Consider the following 17,238-nt stretch of genomic DNA (forward strand, 5'->3'; position numbering starts at 1 on the left):
TCGCGGGGGGAATTGCGATTTTATTGGCGGCTTAACTTGGATGGATTGGGGCAGCGCCCCCTCCAGCGCCAGCTTCTGCGCTTCGCGCTGCCGCTGCGCCAGCATCCGGTTGCCGACGAAGCCGGGACAGACGCCGACCAGCGCCGCGACCTTGCCGATCTTGCGTGCCAGCTCCATCGAGGTCCGCACCACCGGCTTTGCGGTTTTCTCGCCGCGCACCACTTCCAGCAGCTTCATCACATTGGCCGGCGAGAAGAAATGCAGCCCGATCACGGCCTCTGGACGCGACGTGGCCGCGGCGATCTCGTCGACATCCAGCGCCGAGGTGTTGGTCGCCAGGATGGCGCCCGCCCTGACGATCCGGTCGAGCCGGCCGAACAGTTCCTTCTTGACTTCCATGTTCTCGAACACGGCTTCGATCACCAGGTCGGCTTCGGCCAGGTGCTGCAGGTCCAGCGTGGGCGTCAGCAGCGCCATGCGCGCCTCGACATCGGCGGCGCTCAGGCGCCCCTTCTTCATGGTGTTGTCGTAGTTCGCGCGGATGGTGCGCAGCCCGCGGTCAAGCGCCTGCTGCGTGGTCTCGACGATGGTGACCGGCATGCCGGCGTTGAGGAAGTTCATCGCGATGCCGCCGCCCATGGTGCCTGCGCCCACGATGCCGACTTTGGCCACGGGGATCGGCTGCACATCGGCGCCGATGTCGGGCACGTTCCAGACCTGTCGCGAGGCAAAGAAGACGTAGCGCTGCGCAGCGGACTGCGTGCCCGCCATCAACGCCTGGAACAGCTCGCGCTCGCGCCGCAGGCCCTCGTCAAAGGGCAGCTCGACCGCCGCCTCGATGCAGCGGATATTGGCCTCGGGCGCCTCGAAGCCGCGGAAACGGCGCGCGTTGGCCTTGCGGAAGGCGGCGAACAGTTCGCCATGGCCGCGCGCGGGCGTAATCCTGTCCTCAAGGTCGCGCACCTTGCGCAGCGGCCGCTTCTCTTCGACGATCCGGCGCGCGAAGGCGATGGCGTCCGCGCGCAGCGTGGCATCGTCGGCGAGCGCATCGAGCAGGCCCATCTCGGCCGCCTCGGGCGCCGGCACATGGGTGCCGTAGGCGACCATCTCCAGCGCCCTTTCCACACCGACCAGCCGGGGCAGCCGCTGCGTGCCGCCGGCGCCCGGCAAAAGACCGAGGTGGACTTCGGGCAGGCCGCATCTCGCACTGCGCGCGGCAATGCGGTAATGGCACACCAGCGCGACCTCCAGCCCGCCGCCGAGCGCGGTGCCATGGATGGCGGCGACTACCGGCTTGGGGCTGTTTTCGATGGCCGCCTGCACCTCAGGCAGCCCGGGCGGCACGAACGGCTTGCCGAACTCGGTAATATCGGCGCCGGCAATGAAGGTCTTGCCGGCACAGGCCAGCACGATGCCCTGCACCGCCGGATCGGCGATGCAGCGCTCGATCCCCTGCAGGATGCCCGCGCGCACGGCGGCGGACAGCGCGTTGACAGGGGGCGAATCGACGGTCAGCACGGCGATATTGCCGTCCACGGCCAGGCTGGTGACTGCGTTGATGGCGGTCATGCAAGTTCCTTGTACTTTCGGGGAGAAAGGGAAAAGGGGAATCGGCCGACCGCGCATGTCTCAGTCATGCACGCCGGCCACATCCTCGACGGGCGTGACAGCGCGGTCCGTGCCGGTCCGGCGCGAGCGCGGGTCGGCAATGCGAAGTGCCAGCACGAAGGCGGCCAGCTTGACCGCGATGGCAACGACAAAGACCAGCGGGAAGTGCACCGACTGCGCCAGCAGCCCGCCGATCACCGGCCCGACGGCCATCATGCCGAACGTGGCCGTGTCGGAAACCGCCAGCAGCATCGGCCGGTCCTTGCGTGCGCCGAACTCCATCACCAGGTTGTCCGCCGAGATAAAGAAGCCGCCGAAGCCCGCACCCAAACCGCAGAACGCCAGCAGGAAGCCCGGCAGCGTGGCGCACGCCAGCAGCCATGCCGTGGCGGCGATCCACGTGGCGATGCTGGCCAGGAACACCAGCCGGTAGCCATGCCTGTCCGCGACGCGGCCCCAGGCGAGGTTGCTGCCCGTCTGCGCCAGCAGGTAGGCCAGGCTCAGGTACCCGAGCGTGGCGCCATCCAGCCCCAGCAGCCGGCCGGCGTAGATCGCATAGAACGGCATCGCCATCATGCCCAGCGCCACCAGTGCCCGCGCCGCGAAAAAGCGCACGAAATCCCGGTCGGCTGCCAGCAGCGCCGGCAACTCACGCACGCGCCGGCCAAAGCCGGCGCGCATGCGCACGTCGTGCAGCGCCGGCTCGCGCATGCCCGCCAGCGCCGAGATCCCCAGGCTGGTCAGCACGAAGGCAGCCAGGAAGGTGGCGGCATAGCCATTGCCGAACACGTCATTGCCGACCAGGTAGCGTCCGCCCATCCACGCCACCGCCGCCGCGGTGAGGCCGCCGAAGAAGTTGCGCAGCGCCGTCAGGCGCCCGCGCCGCGCCAGCGGGATGATCTTGGAGGTCAGGTAGTTGAAGCTGACGTTCTGCACGCCGTTGAGCAGCCCGAACAGCAGCAGGAACGCTGCCGCGGCCATCAGCGCGCCGCGCCCGCTCAGCAGCAGCGCCGACAGCGCCAGCCCCAGGATCTGGCCGCGCACCAGCCAGCCCACCAGGTAGATCAGCGGCATCACGCGCTGGCGATGCTCGATCAGCGTCGCGCCCCAGATCGACGAGGCGGCCATGCCGGCATATTGCGCAGCGAGCACGAGTCCGACTGTGAGTTTCGAGCCGGACAACAGGTACAGGTAGGCGGGCACGAAGGTGGGCGCGGTCACCAGCCGGAAGCCGGTCATGCCGAGCATGCCGTGGATCAGGAACGCCCTGGCATTGCGCGGCAGGTGGCGGTCGACATGGTCGCGGAAATCTTGCTCGGCCCGTTGCTGCTCCACCTCCGCGGCTTCGCCCAGCAGCGCGCCGCTCATGCCGGCCTGCGTTGTCACGTCGTCTCCCGCTATGGGTCCGGCCCCAGTGCGATGCCGGATGCATTTTCGTGTTTTTGGTATGGCTTCGATAAATGCTAGCACAAGCGTTCGTTTTTCGAGCGTGACGACATGGCGAGGTTTCGAAATTGCGGCATCGAGGGGGCAAGCCGGCAACAGGATCGATGAAGCGATCCCGGCCGGAAACGCGGCAATGCGGCAGAAGCCCTACGCTTTCGGCCATACATACCATGAAGATCCCGCATATTTCCCAGCAGCATTGCTGCAATGCATTAGTCGCCGCCACGCCTTGGTGGTCGCGGCCACGGGCCGCTCTCCGCCGCCCGCTCCGGTTCGGGATGACAGTCGCTCTGTTGCCCCGTTTAGGTTTTGGAGTATTGACGATGCCAGATGCGGCTTGTATAAGAGTTTCTGCCGCTGCGTCGCTGTCGCCGTTTTTCGAAAAACGAGACTGCTGGAGCAGTGCCCATGATCCTGCCGGCCGCCAGGCAACAGCGCAGGACACGGGCCCACAGGCGCACAACAAGGAGACGAGCTTGGACGCACTGGAAACGTTCCGGCAGCAGGCACACGCCTGGCTGGAGGCCAATTGCCCCCCTGAGATGCGCCTGCCGATGCAGGACGAGGAAGACATCTGCTGGGGCGGCCGCAAGTTCCGCTATCAGTCAGAAGCGCAGCGGCGGAGCGCAGGCAGTTCGGCAAGGCCATCGGCGAGTTCCAGGCACTGCAGCACCGCGCCGCGCACCTCTTCGCCGAGATCGAGCTCGCCCGCGCCGCCGTGCTGCGTTGCCAGCACGCGATCTGCGCGCGCAGCTGATGCCGGTGTGCTTTTGCGCCGCGAAATCAGTGCGCACAAGGCAGAAGATCCAGTCGGCCTTGTCGGCATACGACGTCCAGATTTTCTGGCCGTTGACCAAGAAATGGTCGCCGCGATCCTCGGCGCGCGTCTGCAGCGCGGCCAGGTCAGAGCCGGCGTTGGGTTCGGAATAGCCCTGGCACCAGCGGATCTCGCCGCGGGCAATCTTTGGAAGGTGTTCCTGCTTCTGCGCCTCGGTGCCATATTTCAGCAGGGCGGGCCCGAGCATGGTACCGCGCCAAGGCCACTGCCACCGTACGACTCGTCGATCATCACCCCGGCAAAGCCCAGCGCGGCGCAGCGCTGCCACAGCTCCCGCGAGAAGCCGACGGGGTCGCGGGTGTCGCGCAGCGTGCGCAGCGCGGAGATCGGGGCGTTCTCTTGCAGGAACGTCATGGCGCTGTCGCGCAGCATCTCCTGCGTGTCGGTCAGTACGATAGGCATGGCGGCGTCTGGCAGATGTGGGGTCGTGAAGGGTTGCGCGGCGGCTCAGGCGCCGGGCAGGCCGAGCAGGCGCTTGGCGACGATATTGAGCTGGACCTCGCTGGTGCCGCCCTCGATCGAATTCGCCTTGGTGCGCAGCCATGCCCGCGCCAGCGCACCTTCCTGGCTGCGCGCGCCTTCCCATTCGAGGGCATCGGTGCCGCCTGCCGACATCAGCAGCTCGTAGCGCCGCTTGTTCAGTTCCGCGCCGTAGTACTTCAGTACGGACGAGAACGCGGCCATGCCTTCGCCTTGCCGCGCCAGGTCGCGGGCGCGCTCGCCGGCCGCGACGAAGGCCGCCTCGTCGACCTCGAAGCGAGGCCGGCGTGATCGCGGAAGCGATCGGCACCACGCTGGCGCCGCTGCCCTTCCTGTCCACCGCCGTGCTCGGCGCCGCGCTGGTCGGCTTGTACGGCAACGAAGGCCAGCGCAGGGCGCTGCTGCCAGAGATCGCCGCGGGCCGGCACCTGATGGCGCTGGCGCTGGATGAAACCGCCCGGCACCGCCCCGAGCGCATCGCCACGCAGGCGCGGCGCGATGCCGACGGCTATGTGCTCGATGGCAGCAAGGTCTTCGTGGTCGACGGCCACGTGGCCGATACGCTGGTGGTCGCGGCGCGGATGGGCGCTGGCGCGGGCGACGGCATCTCGTTGTTCCTGGTCCCGCGCGACCATGCCGGCGTGCAGGTGGAGCGCTGCGTGCTGGCCGATGCCACCAACGCCGCGCGCATCGTCTTCCACGCCGCCAGGGTACCGGCCGATGCGCTGCTGGGCAGCGTGGGCAGCGGCGCGCAGATGCTGGAGCGGGTGCTCGACATCGGCCGCGCCGTGCTGTCGTCCGAGCTGCTCGGCATCGCCGATGCCAGCTTCGCGCGCACGCTGGCCTACCTGAAGGCAGCGGCTCGACGAAGGCCATGCAGCGGATGGCCGAACAGGGCTGGACCGTACCGGAATGGCCGCGCGAGTATGGCGGCGCCGGATTGAGCGCGGCCGAGGCACGGGTGCTGCGCGCCGAGATGCCAGCGGCTGAACTGCCGCGTGCCGCTGCAGAGCTTCGGCATCTCCGCCCCGAGCCGCTGGTCTGCGTGGCCAAGGCCAAGGCCGGCGATACCGCCACGCTGGCGGTGCAGGAAGGCGTGCAGATGCACGGCGGCATCGGCATGACCGATGAATTCGATATCGGCTTCTTCATGAAGCGCGCCCGCACCGCGCAGGAATGGCTGGGCGACGCCAACTGGCAGCTCGACCGCTGGGCCACGCTGCGCGGCTACTGAGCGACTGAGCGACTGAGCGACTGAGCGATTGAGAAAGGCGGCCCCATCCGCAGGGGCCTGCAGGACATCACGCAACACCGAGGCGACAACGGATGCCCCGGTTGCGGCGCCATGCGCCCGCACCGGCCCGACCGCCAGCAAGGAGGCAGCATGTCGGCAAGTCCCTGGGCACCCGTATTCCCGATAGCGACCGCAACGGCTGGCGTCAGGCAGCATTGCCGGCATCCGCACGGAGGCCTGCAATGAGCGCCTATGTCTTGCGCCGCCTGCTGGCGCTGCTGCCGACGCTGGTCTTCGCCAGCATCATCGTGTTCGCCATCGTGCGGCTGGTGCCGGGCGACGTGGTCGACCTGATGCTGAGCCAGAACGACATCAGCGCCGATACCCGCACCCGCGAAGACCTGGTCCGCGCGCTCGGCCTCGACCGCCCGATGTGGGAGCAGTACCTGCACTGGGTCGGCAATATCGTGCTGCATGGCGACCTGGGCCAGTCGCTGTGGCAAGGCGAGCCGGTGCTGAGGATGGTGATGGCGCGCATCCCCGCGACCTTCTCGCTGGGCGTGCTGGCGTTGGCCGTGGCGCTGACGGTGGCGCTGCCGATCGGCGTGCTGTCGGCGATCCGCCAGGACACCGCGGCAGACTATGTGGCGCGTTCCTTTTCGATCCTGATGCTGGCGGTGCCCAGCTTCTGGCTGGGCACGATGGTGATGGTGTTCCCGTCGGTGTGGTGGGGCTGGTCGCCGGAAGTGCGCTACGTCCCCTTCCTGGAAGACCCGGTGCAGCATGTCAGGCAGATGCTGGTGCCGGCCATCGTGCTGGGCATGGCGCTGTCGGCGATCACCATGCGCATGACGCGGACCATGATGCTGGAGGTGCTGCGCCAGGACTATATCCGCACCGCCTGGGCCAAGGGCCTGAACGAGCCGCTGGTGATCCTGCGGCATGCGCTGCGCAATGCGCTGATCCCGGTGGTAACGCTGATCGGCCTGCAGGCGCCCCTGCTGATCGGCGGCGCCGTGGTGATCGAGCAGATCTTCGTGGTGCCGGGCATGGGCTTGCTGCTGCTTGATGCCGTGCACCAGCGCGACTATCCGCTGATCACCGGCGTCTTCCTCGTGGTCGGCGTCGCGGTGATGCTGATCAACCTGCTCGTCGACCTGAGCTACGGCCTGTTCGACCCCAAAGTGAGGCACCGCTGATGGCACCCCCGACCGTCGATCCGCAAGCCGCTTCCGCCACCCTGCCTGGCACGCTGCCTGGCGCCCCGCCCCGCTCCGCCCGGCAACGACAGCCCCGCTTTGCGCTGCTGCGGCGGCTGTTCCGCGACAAGCCGCTGGGCGCCGCCGGCGCGGTGATCTGCGCGGTGTTCCTGTTCTGCGGCGTGTTCGCCGACCTGCTGGCGCCATATGGCATGAACCAGATCAACATGATGGCGCGGCTGCAGCCGCCCTCGTGGGCGCATCCGTTCGGCACCGACAACCTCGGCCGCGACATGTTCTCGCGCTGCCTGTACGGCGCCCGGCTGTCGGTGGTGATCGGGCTGTCGGCGGCGACGCTGGCCACGGCAATCTCGCTGGTGCTGGGCATCCTGACCGGCTACCTGGGCGGCAAGTTCGACCTGGTGGTGCAGCGCATGGTGGACGCGTGGATGAGCTTTCCCGACCTGGTGATCCTGATCGTGGTGGTGTCGGTGCTGGGCCCGGGCAGCTGGCAGATCGTCTGCACGCTCGGCCTGCTGCTGGGCATCGGCGGCTCGCGCATCGTGCGCAGCGCGGTGGTGTCGGTGCGCGAGAACATGTACGTGCATGCGGCGCAGTCGATGGGGGCGTCGACCGGCCGCATCCTGTGGCGCCATATCCTGCCCAATGTGCTGCCGCCGGTGATCGTGCTGTTCACCACGCGCGTGGGGACCGCAATCCTGGCGGAGTCCGGCCTGTCCTTCCTCGGCCTCGGCGTGCCGCCGCCGGCGCCGACCTGGGGCGGCATGCTGTCCGGTGACGGACGCACGTTCATGTTCCAGGGCCCGTGGCTGGCGCTGGCGCCGGGCGCCTGCCTGACGATCGTGGTCTATGCGATCAACGTGTATGGCGACGCCCTGCGCGATTTGCTCGACCCGCGCATGCGGGGCAGCCGCTGAGAACAGCAGATTGACGAGCGGCCGGCGTATCGGGTATCGAGCCGGCACATCATGATCCCCAAAGGAGCAGACGATGGTGCGCAGCGTGAAGACGGACGGCAGGATGACGAGGCGGGCTTGCCTGGCGATGGCGGCGACGGCAATGGCCGCGGCCTTCGCCTGTGGCACGGCAGCCGCCCAGGCGGAAGCGCCGAAGTATGGCGGCACCATCGAAGTCGGCTCGGTCTACCCTACCATCTCCGCCTTGTCGTGGGACCTGGGCGACTGGAACTGGAAGCAGAACTACGACACCGGCCAGGTCTATGAGCAGCTCTTCGCCGCCGATCTGTCCAAGGCCCGCCGCAACGGCGGCAAGTACGCCTTCCAGGCCGACGCCTGGCTGCCCGAGGATGCCATCCGCGGCGAGCTGGCCGAGAGCTGGAAATGGACCGACCCGCTCACGCTCGAAGTCAAGCTGCGCAAGAACGTGCGCTTCCCGGCCAAGCCGGGCGTGATGGAAGAGCGAGAGCTGACCGCGGAGGACGTAGTGTTCAGCTACAGCCGGCAGAACGCCAGCGCCAAGAAGATCCCCACCTACTTCGACCACCTGAGCAAGGTCGAGGCCGTGGACAAGCACACGGTCGTGTTCCGCTTCAAGGAGTTCAACGCGGAATGGGACTACCGCTTCGGCTGGGGCTACTACTCCGGCATCATGCCCAGGGAGGTCGCCACCGCGGGCGCGGCGAACTGGAAGAACGTCACCGGCTCCGGCCCGTTCACGCTGAGCCAGTTCGTGCAGGGCAACTCCAGCACATATGCAAAGAACGCGCAGTACTGGGACACCGAGAAGATCGGCGGCAAGGACTACAAGCTGCCCTTTGCCGACAAGGTCATACTGCGCACCGTCAAGGACGAGGCCACCCGCAACACCATGCTGCGCACCGGCAAGCTCGACGTGCTGGAAATGGTGCGCTGGACCGCAGTCGATGAACTGAAGAAGAGCGCGCCGCAGCTCAAGTGGTCGCGCTGGCTCTCCTACACCGGGCAGTACCTGGCCCTGCGCGTCGACACCAGGCCGTTCAACGATATCCGCGTGCGCCGCGCCCTGAATATGGCGGTGAACAAGCAGGAAATCGTCAAGCAGTACTACGGCGGCAATGCCGAGCTGTTTGCCTATCCGCAGCACCCGGACTACACCGGCTATTTCGAGCCACTGAGCGCGATGCCGGAATCGGTCAAGGAGCTCTTCACCTACAACCCGGAGAAGGCGAAGAAGCTGCTGGCCGAGGCCGGCTACCCGAAGGGCTTCAAGTTCAAGGTGCAGGTCTGCGCCTGCAGCCAGGACCATATGGAAATGCTGCCGCTGATCGGGGCCTACCTGGAGCAGGTCGGCGTGCGCATCGAGATCCAGCCGATGGAGTACGGCGCCTTCCTGTCGGCGATGACCACCAGGACCAATGCGCCGGGCTACATGATGAGCAATGGCCATACCAACCCGACCACGACGATCCGCAAGAGCTTCGTCGCGGGACAGGTGTGGAACGCCTCGCAATGGAACGACCCGAGGTTCGATGCCCGCGTCAACCAGGCCTTCCAGATGCGCGACCTGGGCAAGCGCCAGGAAGCGTTGCGTGCCATGACCCGCGACATCCTGGCCGAAGCCCCGTATATCTGGCTGCCCACGCCCTACCTGTTCACGGCGTGGTGGCCGTGGGTCAAGAACTACGACGGCGAGCTGCGCGCTGGCGCCGTGCGCAACGGGCCCATCTATGCCAGGGCATGGATCGACCAGGAGATGAAGAAGAAACTCGGGTTCTGACCTCCGCAACGTCAATCCGCACCGTCAACCCGCACTGTCAACCCGCACTGTCGACAGGAAAGCAACCATGACAGAGCCAATCCTGCAGGTGAAGAACCTGACCACGCGCTTCCGCACCGACCGCGGCGTGGTCACCGCGGTGGACCGGGTCTCGTTCGACGTGGCCGCCGGCGAGACGCTGGCGATCGTCGGCGAGTCGGGTTCGGGCAAGAGCGTGACCGCGCTGTCGATCCTCGGCCTGATCCCGCAGCCACCCGGCGTCATCGAGTCCGGCGAGATCCGCTTCGAAGGACAGGACCTGCTCAGGCTCAGGCCGGCGGCCATGCGCGCCATCCGCGGCAACCGCATTGCGATGGTGTTCCAGGAGCCGATGTCGTCGATGAACCCGGCGCTGACCGTGGGCAAGCAGATCGCCGAGCCGATCCGCGTGCACCAGGGCCGCGCCTGGCGCGACGCCTACGAAGAGGCCGCGGAACTGCTGGCGCAGGTGCAGATCCCGGAGCCGCGCAGCCGCGCCCATGCCTATCCGCACCAGTTCTCGGGCGGCATGCGGCAGCGCGCGATGATCGCGATGGCGCTGGCCTGCAAGCCGAAGCTGATCATCGCGGACGAACCGACCACCGCGCTCGATGTCACCGTGCAGGCGCAGATCCTGGATCTGCTGAAGGGGCTGGCGCAGCAGGCCGGCACGGCGCTGATCCTGATCACGCACGACCTTGGCGTGGTGGCGCGCTATGCCGACCGCGTCGCGGTGATGTATGGCGGGCGGCTGGTGGAGACGGCGACCGCGGACGAACTGTACCGCCATCCCGCGCATCCCTACACGCGCGGCCTGATGGCGTGCGTGCCGCGCCTGGACGGCGACACCAGCCAGCCGCTGGTGCCGATCGACGGCCAGCCGCCAGACCTTACCGCGCTGGGCCCGGGCTGCGCTTTCCTGCCGCGCTGCCGGCTGGCGCAGGACCAGTGCCGGCAGGCGCCGCCCGAGCTGCGCGCGGTTTCCGACCAACATCTCAAGGCTTGCTTCCTTCATGACGCACATTGACACGCCCCTGGCGCGCAGCGTCGCGCCGCCTGAGCGCGCCGAACGCACGGATTGCACGCATGGCAGCGCAAGCGCCGAGGCCCCGGCCAGTTTTCAATCGCGCCAACCGCTCCAGTCCGACGACGTGATCCTGAAGGTCGAAGACCTGAAGGTCCATTTCCCCGTGACGCGCGGCGTGCTGCTCAAGCGCCAGGTCGGCTCGGTCAAGGCGGTCGACGGCGTCTCGTTCACGCTGCGCCGCGGCGAGACGCTGGGGCTGGTGGGCGAAAGCGGCTGCGGCAAGTCCACCACCGGGCTGGCCATCATGAAGATGCTGCCCGCCAGCGCGGGACGGATCGCCTTCGACGGCGAGGACCTGGCCGGCTTCAGCGGCGCGCGCGAAAAACGCTTCCGCCGCAGCGTGCAGATGGTCTACCAGGATCCGTTCGCGTCGCTGAACCCGCGCATGAAGGTGCGCGACATCATTGCCGAGCCGCTGCAGGTGCATGGGCTGGCCGGCGACCGTGCCGCGCTGCAGGCGCGCGTGGCCGAGCTGCTCGACATGGTCGGCCTGCTGCCCTACATGGCCGACCGCTATCCGCACGAATTCTCGGGCGGCCAGCGGCAGCGCATCGGCATCGCGCGTGCGCTGGCGTTGAAACCGAGCCTGATCGTCTGCGACGAACCGGTGTCGGCGCTGGACGTGTCGATCCAGGCGCAGGTAGTCAATGTGTTCATGGCGCTGCAGCGCAGCCTGGGCCTGTCCTACCTGTTCATCGCCCATGACCTGGCGGTGGTGCGCCATATCAGCGACCGCATCGCGGTGATGTACCTGGGGCGCATCGTCGAGATCGCGACCCGGCACCAGCTCTACGCAGAGCCGCGCCATCCGTACACACGCGCGCTGCTGTCCGCGGTGCCGGTGGCCGACGTGCGCGCCGAACGCCAGCGCCAGCGCATCGTGCTGCAGGGCGAAGTCCCCAGCCCGATGCATCCGCCTTCGGGCTGCCGCTTCCACACGCGCTGCCCTTCGGCAATGCCGCAGTGTCGCAGCGCCGACCCGGTGCTGCGCGACCACGGCGACGGGCAGATGGTGGCCTGCCATCTGTACGGCTGACAGCAGGCAGGCGACAAACACGGCTCAGCGCAGCAGGCCCATCATCATGGGCCGCACGAACAGCTCGGCGGCGTTGTCCGAGGTGGCGTCGCGGACCCAGCGGCGCAGCTCGACCGCGGCGTTGATCATGCCGTGCACCTGCAGCGCGGCGATCGACTGGTCCAGCGGCCGGATCGAACCGTCCTGCATGCCTTGCACCAGGAAGCGGACAAAGCGCGTCGACAGCCGCGCCATGTCCTGCATCTTGGCGACGCGCATCTCTTCCGGCAGCGCCCCGTAGATGGTCAGCCGCAGCAGTGGCCCCTGGCTGGAGAACTGGTAATGCACCAGCGCGCGCGACACCGCGCACAGCTTGTCCCAGCCGGTGCCTGGCATCTCGTCGGCCAGCGTCTGGGTATCGCGGATCACCGCCGACATGCGGTCGAAGCAGGCGGAGATGAGGTCGTCCTTGTTCTCGTTGTGGTGGTAGAACGCGCCCTTGGTCAGGTTCAGCCGTGCCGAGATCCGGTCCGCCGAGGCGCCACGGTAGCCCTGCTCGTTCAGCAGCTCGGTGGCGGCGCGCAGGAACGCCTGCTGCGTCGTTTCCGGCTGGCCCAGCGTCGGCAGCAGCGCTTCGACATCCGGATCCGGCTGCCATGCGGTGCCGGGCGCGGCAATGCCGTTGAGCACGATGTCCGCCAGCGTCTGCGCGACCTTGGGATAGTCCGCGGGTTCGTAGCGTTCGATCCAGCTCATCGCGCCGCTGGTCAGCGACAGCAGCAGGTGGGCCCGCGCGCTCAGCGCGCTGCGCTGTGCCGGGTTCTGTGCCGGATCGGCGTGCGTGGCATGGCGCAGCAGCCCGCGGATCTGCCGGAACATGTCGTTGTAGGCGGAGAACGCCACGTCGGCATGGCTGGCCGGCAGCGCGCGGATCTCGCGGAAACTCATCAGCTCGGGCCGCTCGCCTGCCGCGGTGCGCGCCAGCCGCGCGACAAACAGCGCGATGAAGGCGGCAACGCGCTCGCCGGCGCTGCCGTGCCGCGAAGCCGCGCCGGCCAGGCCGCGCATTTCCTCGATGGTGCGCATCAGGCAGGCCAGCACTAGGTCTTCTTTCTTGCGGAAGTAGTACGTGATGCTGTTGGTGTTCAGCCCCACCAGCTGGCCGACGTCCGACAGCGTCGTGCCGCGCACGCCCTTGCGGTTGAACAGCGCCGCGGCGGCATCGAGGATGCCTTCGCGCTTTTCGACATAACGGCGGGTCTGCCTGGCTTCCGACTGGTCCGTGAGCATGAGCGGTCCGGCTACGCGGATGGGCGAACCGGTTTTTCGAAGATACGGTGCCAGGGATTATAGGTGCGGGTATAGCGCGAGAGATATTGGGATGTTCCCGCTTTGCCGCACGTACCGTATTGTTGAAGCGATCAGGACGACTACGAAGCCGCCTTCGGCCGCGCCCTGGCCGCCCGCTGCACCGGCGCCAGCATGGCCGCGGCAGGCTCGATACCGTCCGCATTGACCAGCACGCCCGCCGACACGATGTAGGCCGCCGCGCTCTCGATATCGCCGCGCAGCGCCGCGCAGGCCGCTTCGCTGTCGTGCCCGCGCAGGGCCTCGACCAGCTTGTCGTGATGCTTGACGGCGACGCGCTCATCCACGCGGCGCGATCCGGAACGCAGGTCGTGGTTGAGGATCGGCCCGATGCGCAGCCACTGCGACTCGATCATCTGCAGCAGGATCGGCATCCTTGCCGCCGCATAGACGGCAAAGTGGAACGCCTGGTTGGCGGCGATGACCCCGGCGCCGTCGGGCCGGTCCTTCGACATCTCCGCCGCAAACCGGCTGCGCAGCGACTCGACCCGCGCCAGTTCGGCATCGGTGATGCGCTCGGCGGCGGTGGCCGTCGCCAGCCCCTCCAGCTGGATCCGGATCTTGGTGATTTCCTCGAACTGGCTGACGCTCATCCGCGGCACGCGCAGCGCCCGGTTGGGCGTCAGTTCCAGCGCCTGCTCGGCGACCAGGCGGTGGACCGCCTCGCGCACCGGCATCACGCTCACGCCCAGCGCTGCCGCGATATTGCGCAGCGAAATCTGCTCCCCCGGCATCATCTGGCCAGTAATCAGCAGCTCCCGCAGCTGTGTGTAGACATCGCGGCTCAGCGTCTGGCGGGTCAGCGGCGTTACGAGTTCGTTCAGGGGCATGCGGCGAAGCATACCACATAGGGTAATCCGCTATATGAGATCTGTGATCACAGTTTTAATCTTGCTTCCGAAGGCAGGCACTGGCCTGTCGCATGGACTTGTAAGCACTGGAAGCAAGGAGAGCGGATACATGTGGAAGGATGAATCGCTGGCGGGCAAGCGCGTACTGGTGACCGCCGGGGCGGATGGAATTGGCCTGGAGATCACGCGGGCCTTCATCGAAGCCGGTGCCCGCGCCGCGGTATGTGATGTGTCGGGCGCGAGCCTGGAGCGGATTGCGGCGGAACTGCCCGGCGTGCTGGCGGTCAGGGCCGATGTGTCCCGCGAGGACGATGTCGAAGCGCTGTTCCGGGCGATCGATGCGGGGCTGGGCGGCCTCGATGTGCTGGTCAACAACGCCGGCGTGGCCGGCCCGACCGGCGGCGTCGAAACGCTGTCGCTGGTCGACTGGGAGCGCTGCCTCGCCGTCAACATCACCGGCCAGTTCCTGTGCACCCGCGCCGCGGTGCCACGCCTGCGCAAGGGGCACGCGCCGGCGATCGTCAACCTGTCCTCGGCGGCCGGCCATCTCGGCATGCCGGGCCGCAGCGCCTACTCCGCGTCGAAATGGGCCGTGGTGGGCTTTACCAAGTCGCTGGCGCTGGAGCTGGGCGCGGATGGCATCCGGGTCAACACGGTGCTGCCCGGTGCGGTCGACGGCCCGCGCATCCGCGCGGTGATTTCAGCCAAGGCGGAATCGCACGGCAAGCCGCTCGACGAAGTCACGCGCAACTACACGTCGCAGGCGGCGCTGGGCCGCATGGTGACGATGCGCGATATCGCCAACATGGTGCGCTTCGCGTGCAGCGACCAGGCGGCCAACGTACACGGCCAGGAACTGGTCGTCGACGGACTGACCCAGGCCCTCAGCTAAGGCGCCCTGCCCTGCACGGGCTGCCTGCATTTCCGAACAACGCCAGACCAGGGAACCTCCATGGCCAAACGAGCCAAAGCCATCATCACCTGCGCGCCGACCGGCGCCATCCACACCCCGAGCATGTCGCCGCACCTGCCGGTGACCGCCGACGAAATCGCGCAGGCGGCCATCGACGCCGCGCGCGCCGGCGCCGCCATCCTGCATCTGCATGCGCGCGATCCCAAGGACGGGCGCCCGTCGCAGGATCCCGAGCTGTTCCGCCCCTTCCTGGCAAAGATCAGCACCGAGACCAATGCGGTGATCAACATCACCACCGGCGGCAGCCCGCACATGACGGTGGAAGAACGCATGCTGCCGGCCACGACCTTCAAGCCGGAGCTGGCCTCGCTCAACATGGGCTCGATGAATTTCGGCCTGTTCCCGATGCTGGAGCGCTTCAGGGACTTCCGCCACGACTGGGAACGCGAACACCTGGAGAACAGCCGCAACCTGATCTTCAAGAACACCTACCAGGATATCGAGAACATCCTGCGCATCGGCAATGCCAACGGCACGCGCTTCGAGTTCGAGTGCTATGACATCAGCCACCTGTACAATCTGCGGCACTTCTTCGACCGCGGCCTGGTCAAGGGCCCCGTCTTCATCCAGTCCGTGTTCGGCATCCTGGGCGGCATCGGGCCCGATCCCGAAGACCTGATGCACATGCACCGCACCGCACAGCGCCTGTTTGGCGACCAGTTCCGCTGGTCGATCCTCGGCGCCGGCCGCGGCCAGATCCCGCTGGCGACGATCGGCGCGGCGATGGGGGCCAACGTGCGCGTCGGCCTGGAAGACTCCCTGTGGATCGGCCCGGGCCAGCTGGCGACATCGAGCGCCGAGCAGGTCACGCGCATCCGCACCGTGCTGGAAGCGCTGAACATCGACGTGGCCACGCCGGACGAAGCCCGCGACATCCTTGACCTCAAGGGCGCGGCAGGCACCGCGTTCTGAACGCCGGCGGTGCCGCAGCGGGCCGGCTACCGCCACCATCGACACCCGCCATCCACTGGCGGGCACCGAAGACATCAACCAGGCAGAACGGCAGCCGCGCGGCCCGCGAGGCGCAGCGCCGTATCCGCCCAACGGAGACCACGTTCATGCAGACCGTACCCGCCCCCGGCGCGCCATCGCTGGCCGCGCCGACAGACCGCCCGCTGACCGGGCTGCTGTTCCGCAAGCTGATGCCCCTGCTGGTGCTGTCGTATGTGATCAGCTTTCTCGATCGCACCAACATTGCGCTGGCCAAGACCCATATCGCCGTCGACCTGAACATCTCGGCGGCCGCCTACGGCCTCGGCGCGGGCCTGTTCTTCCTCAGCTATGCACTGCTCGAAGTCCCGAGCAACCTGATCATGCATCGGGTCGGGGCGCGCTTCTGGATCACCCGCATCATGGTGACGTGGGGCCTGCTGTCCGCGGCGATGGCCTTTGTCCAGGGCGAAACGTCCTTCTACATCATGCGCGTGCTGCTCGGCGCGGCCGAAGCGGGCCTCTTTCCCGGCGTGATGCTGTACCTGACCTACTGGTTCGGCCGCGAGGACCGTGCGCGGGCGGTCGGCTATTTCCTGCTGGGCGTCTGCATCGCCAACATCGTCAGTGGTCCGCTCGGCGGCGCACTGCTGGGCATGGAAGGCATCTGGGGCTTCAAGGGCTGGCAATGGATGTTCGTGCTGGAAGGCCTGCCGGCCGTGTTCCTGGCCGCGGTGGTGTGGAAGAAGCTTCCCGACGGCCCGGAAAGCGCGCCGTGGCTGACGACGGCGCAGGCGCAGCAGGTCCGCCGACAACTGGCCGCGGAAGCCGCCGACGGCAGCGCCGGCACGGGCGGCCACTCGTTCCTGGGCGCCATCCGCGATCCGCAGGTATGGCTGGCGATCTTCATCTACTTCTGCCACCAGATCGCGATCTATACGGTGATCTTCTTCCTGCCGGGCATTATCGGCACGTACGGCAAGCTCACGCCGCTGGAAATCGGGCTGCTCAACTCGCTGCCGTGGATTGCCGCCGCCATCGGCGCCGCGTGGCTGCCGCGGCATGCCAACACCCCGCAGCGCGGACGCCGCCTGCTGTGCCTGGGCCTGGCCGTGATGGCGGCCGGCCTGCTGGTTGCCGCGTTCGCGGGCCCGGTGCTGGCACTGGTCGGCTTCTCGATGACGGCGCTGATGTTCTTTGTGGTGCAGTCGATTGTGTTCCTGTTCCCGTCGTCGCGGCTGACGGGCGTGGCGCTGGCGGGCGGGCTGGCGCTGATCAATACCTGCGGCCTGGTCGGCGGCTTTATCGGGCCGTCGACGATGGGGCTGATCGAGCAGGCGACCGGCAGCACGCGCAACGGGCTGGTGATCATGGCCGTACTGCTGCTGGTGGCGTGCGCGGTGGCGCCTCGGCTGCGCCAGGGGCAGGAGCGCTGAGCCCGCGGTGCACGGGCCC

General features: G+C 67.8%; 17 protein-coding genes and 1 pseudogene. 11 read left to right on the plus strand and 7 right to left on the minus strand.

Annotated features, from left to right (window positions below; genetic code table 11):
• Positions 1-1,569: 3-hydroxyacyl-CoA dehydrogenase NAD-binding domain-containing protein (locus K309_RS36975; protein WP_051320535.1), on the minus strand; the 1,569-nt coding region annotated here is incomplete at its 3' end.
• 60 nt (positions 1,570-1,629) lie between these two features.
• Entirely contained in the window at positions 1,630-2,994 is a 1,365-nt protein-coding gene (locus K309_RS36980) for an MFS transporter (RefSeq protein ID WP_232232442.1), read from the minus strand.
• 724 nt (positions 2,995-3,718) lie between these two features.
• Here K309_RS36980 and K309_RS44005 point away from each other — a divergent pair.
• Positions 3,719-3,811 carry a hypothetical protein gene (locus K309_RS44005; protein WP_369796470.1) on the plus strand — a complete coding sequence of 31 codons (93 nt, stop codon included), beginning with the start codon at positions 3,719-3,721 and terminating at the stop codon, positions 3,809-3,811.
• On the opposite strand, the pseudogene K309_RS44010 reads toward K309_RS44005, so the two are convergent.
• From K309_RS44010 to K309_RS44020, 3 genes and pseudogenes are all read right to left on the minus strand, one after another.
• A pseudogene (locus K309_RS44010) lies at positions 3,807-4,094 on the minus strand (acyl-CoA dehydrogenase family protein); the annotation flags it as partial. The gene K309_RS44005 and the pseudogene K309_RS44010 sit on opposite strands and share 5 nt — an antisense overlap.
• On the minus strand, positions 4,058-4,294 hold the full coding sequence (locus K309_RS44015; protein WP_029048253.1) for an acyl-CoA dehydrogenase family protein: 237 nt from the start codon (positions 4,292-4,294) through the stop codon (positions 4,058-4,060). The gene K309_RS44015 and the pseudogene K309_RS44010, both read right to left, overlap by 37 nt.
• 45 nt (positions 4,295-4,339) lie before the next feature.
• The gene (locus K309_RS44020; protein WP_369796471.1) at positions 4,340-4,780 is read right to left on the minus strand and encodes an acyl-CoA dehydrogenase family protein; all 441 of its coding nucleotides are present in this window, start codon (positions 4,778-4,780) and stop codon (positions 4,340-4,342) included.
• Between K309_RS44020 and K309_RS44310 the strand changes: the two genes are divergently transcribed.
• From K309_RS44310 to K309_RS0121040, 7 genes are all read left to right on the plus strand, one after another.
• Entirely contained in the window at positions 4,663-5,316 is a 654-nt protein-coding gene (locus tag K309_RS44310; protein WP_500784377.1) for an acyl-CoA dehydrogenase family protein, read from the plus strand. The genes K309_RS44020 and K309_RS44310 overlap by 118 nt on opposite strands.
• The gene (locus tag K309_RS43025; protein WP_084402484.1) at positions 5,247-5,606 is read left to right on the plus strand and encodes an acyl-CoA dehydrogenase family protein; all 360 of its coding nucleotides are present in this window, start codon (positions 5,247-5,249) and stop codon (positions 5,604-5,606) included. The genes K309_RS44310 and K309_RS43025 overlap by 70 nt, the downstream gene beginning before the upstream one ends.
• A 242-nt stretch (positions 5,607-5,848) precedes the next feature.
• On the plus strand, positions 5,849-6,805 hold the full coding sequence (locus tag K309_RS0121020; protein WP_029048254.1) for an ABC transporter permease: 957 nt from the start codon (positions 5,849-5,851) through the stop codon (positions 6,803-6,805).
• Positions 6,805-7,743 carry an ABC transporter permease gene (locus K309_RS0121025; protein ID WP_029048255.1) on the plus strand — a complete coding sequence of 313 codons (939 nt, stop codon included), beginning with the start codon at positions 6,805-6,807 and terminating at the stop codon, positions 7,741-7,743. Before K309_RS0121020 ends, K309_RS0121025 begins: the two co-directional genes overlap by 1 nt.
• Before the next feature lie 73 nt (positions 7,744-7,816).
• Positions 7,817-9,541, plus strand: coding sequence for an ABC transporter substrate-binding protein (locus K309_RS0121030; protein WP_029048256.1), 1,725 nt, complete (start codon positions 7,817-7,819; stop codon positions 9,539-9,541).
• Between the two features lie 67 nt (positions 9,542-9,608).
• Positions 9,609-10,586: an ABC transporter ATP-binding protein gene (locus K309_RS0121035; RefSeq protein WP_029048257.1), complete on the plus strand. Its 978-nt coding sequence runs from the start codon at positions 9,609-9,611 to the stop codon at positions 10,584-10,586.
• On the plus strand, positions 10,573-11,682 hold the full coding sequence (locus K309_RS0121040; RefSeq protein WP_084402485.1) for an ABC transporter ATP-binding protein: 1,110 nt from the start codon (positions 10,573-10,575) through the stop codon (positions 11,680-11,682). The genes K309_RS0121035 and K309_RS0121040 overlap by 14 nt, the downstream gene beginning before the upstream one ends.
• A gap of 24 nt (positions 11,683-11,706) precedes the next feature.
• On the opposite strand, the gene K309_RS0121045 is transcribed toward K309_RS0121040, so the two are convergent.
• Positions 11,707-12,951, minus strand: a complete 1,245-nt coding sequence (locus K309_RS0121045; protein WP_029048259.1) for a TetR/AcrR family transcriptional regulator — start codon at positions 12,949-12,951, stop codon at positions 11,707-11,709.
• 140 nt (positions 12,952-13,091) lie between these two features.
• Positions 13,092-13,871: a GntR family transcriptional regulator gene (locus K309_RS0121050; RefSeq protein WP_029048260.1), complete on the minus strand. Its 780-nt coding sequence runs from the start codon at positions 13,869-13,871 to the stop codon at positions 13,092-13,094.
• A gap of 118 nt (positions 13,872-13,989) precedes the next feature.
• Here K309_RS0121050 and K309_RS0121055 point away from each other — a divergent pair, with 118 nt between their 5' ends.
• The 3 genes from K309_RS0121055 to K309_RS0121065 all read left to right on the plus strand — a co-directional run bounded on the left by K309_RS0121055 (position 13,990) and on the right by K309_RS0121065 (position 17,219).
• A complete protein-coding gene (locus K309_RS0121055; RefSeq protein WP_029048261.1) occupies positions 13,990-14,772 on the plus strand; it encodes an SDR family oxidoreductase in 783 nt (260 codons plus the stop codon).
• A gap of 60 nt (positions 14,773-14,832) precedes the next feature.
• Complete coding sequence (gene kce, locus K309_RS0121060) at positions 14,833-15,765, plus strand: 3,5-dioxohexanoate:acetyl-CoA acetone transferase (RefSeq protein ID WP_029048262.1); 933 nt, start codon at positions 14,833-14,835, stop codon at positions 15,763-15,765.
• A gap of 146 nt (positions 15,766-15,911) precedes the next feature.
• Positions 15,912-17,219 (plus strand): MFS transporter, encoded by a 1,308-nt coding sequence (locus K309_RS0121065; protein ID WP_029048263.1) that lies wholly within the window; start codon positions 15,912-15,914, stop codon positions 17,217-17,219.
• The last annotated feature ends 19 nt before the right edge of the window (positions 17,220-17,238 follow it).

Source organism: Cupriavidus phytohabitans, from assembly GCF_000426345.1.
Lineage (GTDB): Bacteria > Pseudomonadota > Gammaproteobacteria > Burkholderiales > Burkholderiaceae > Cupriavidus.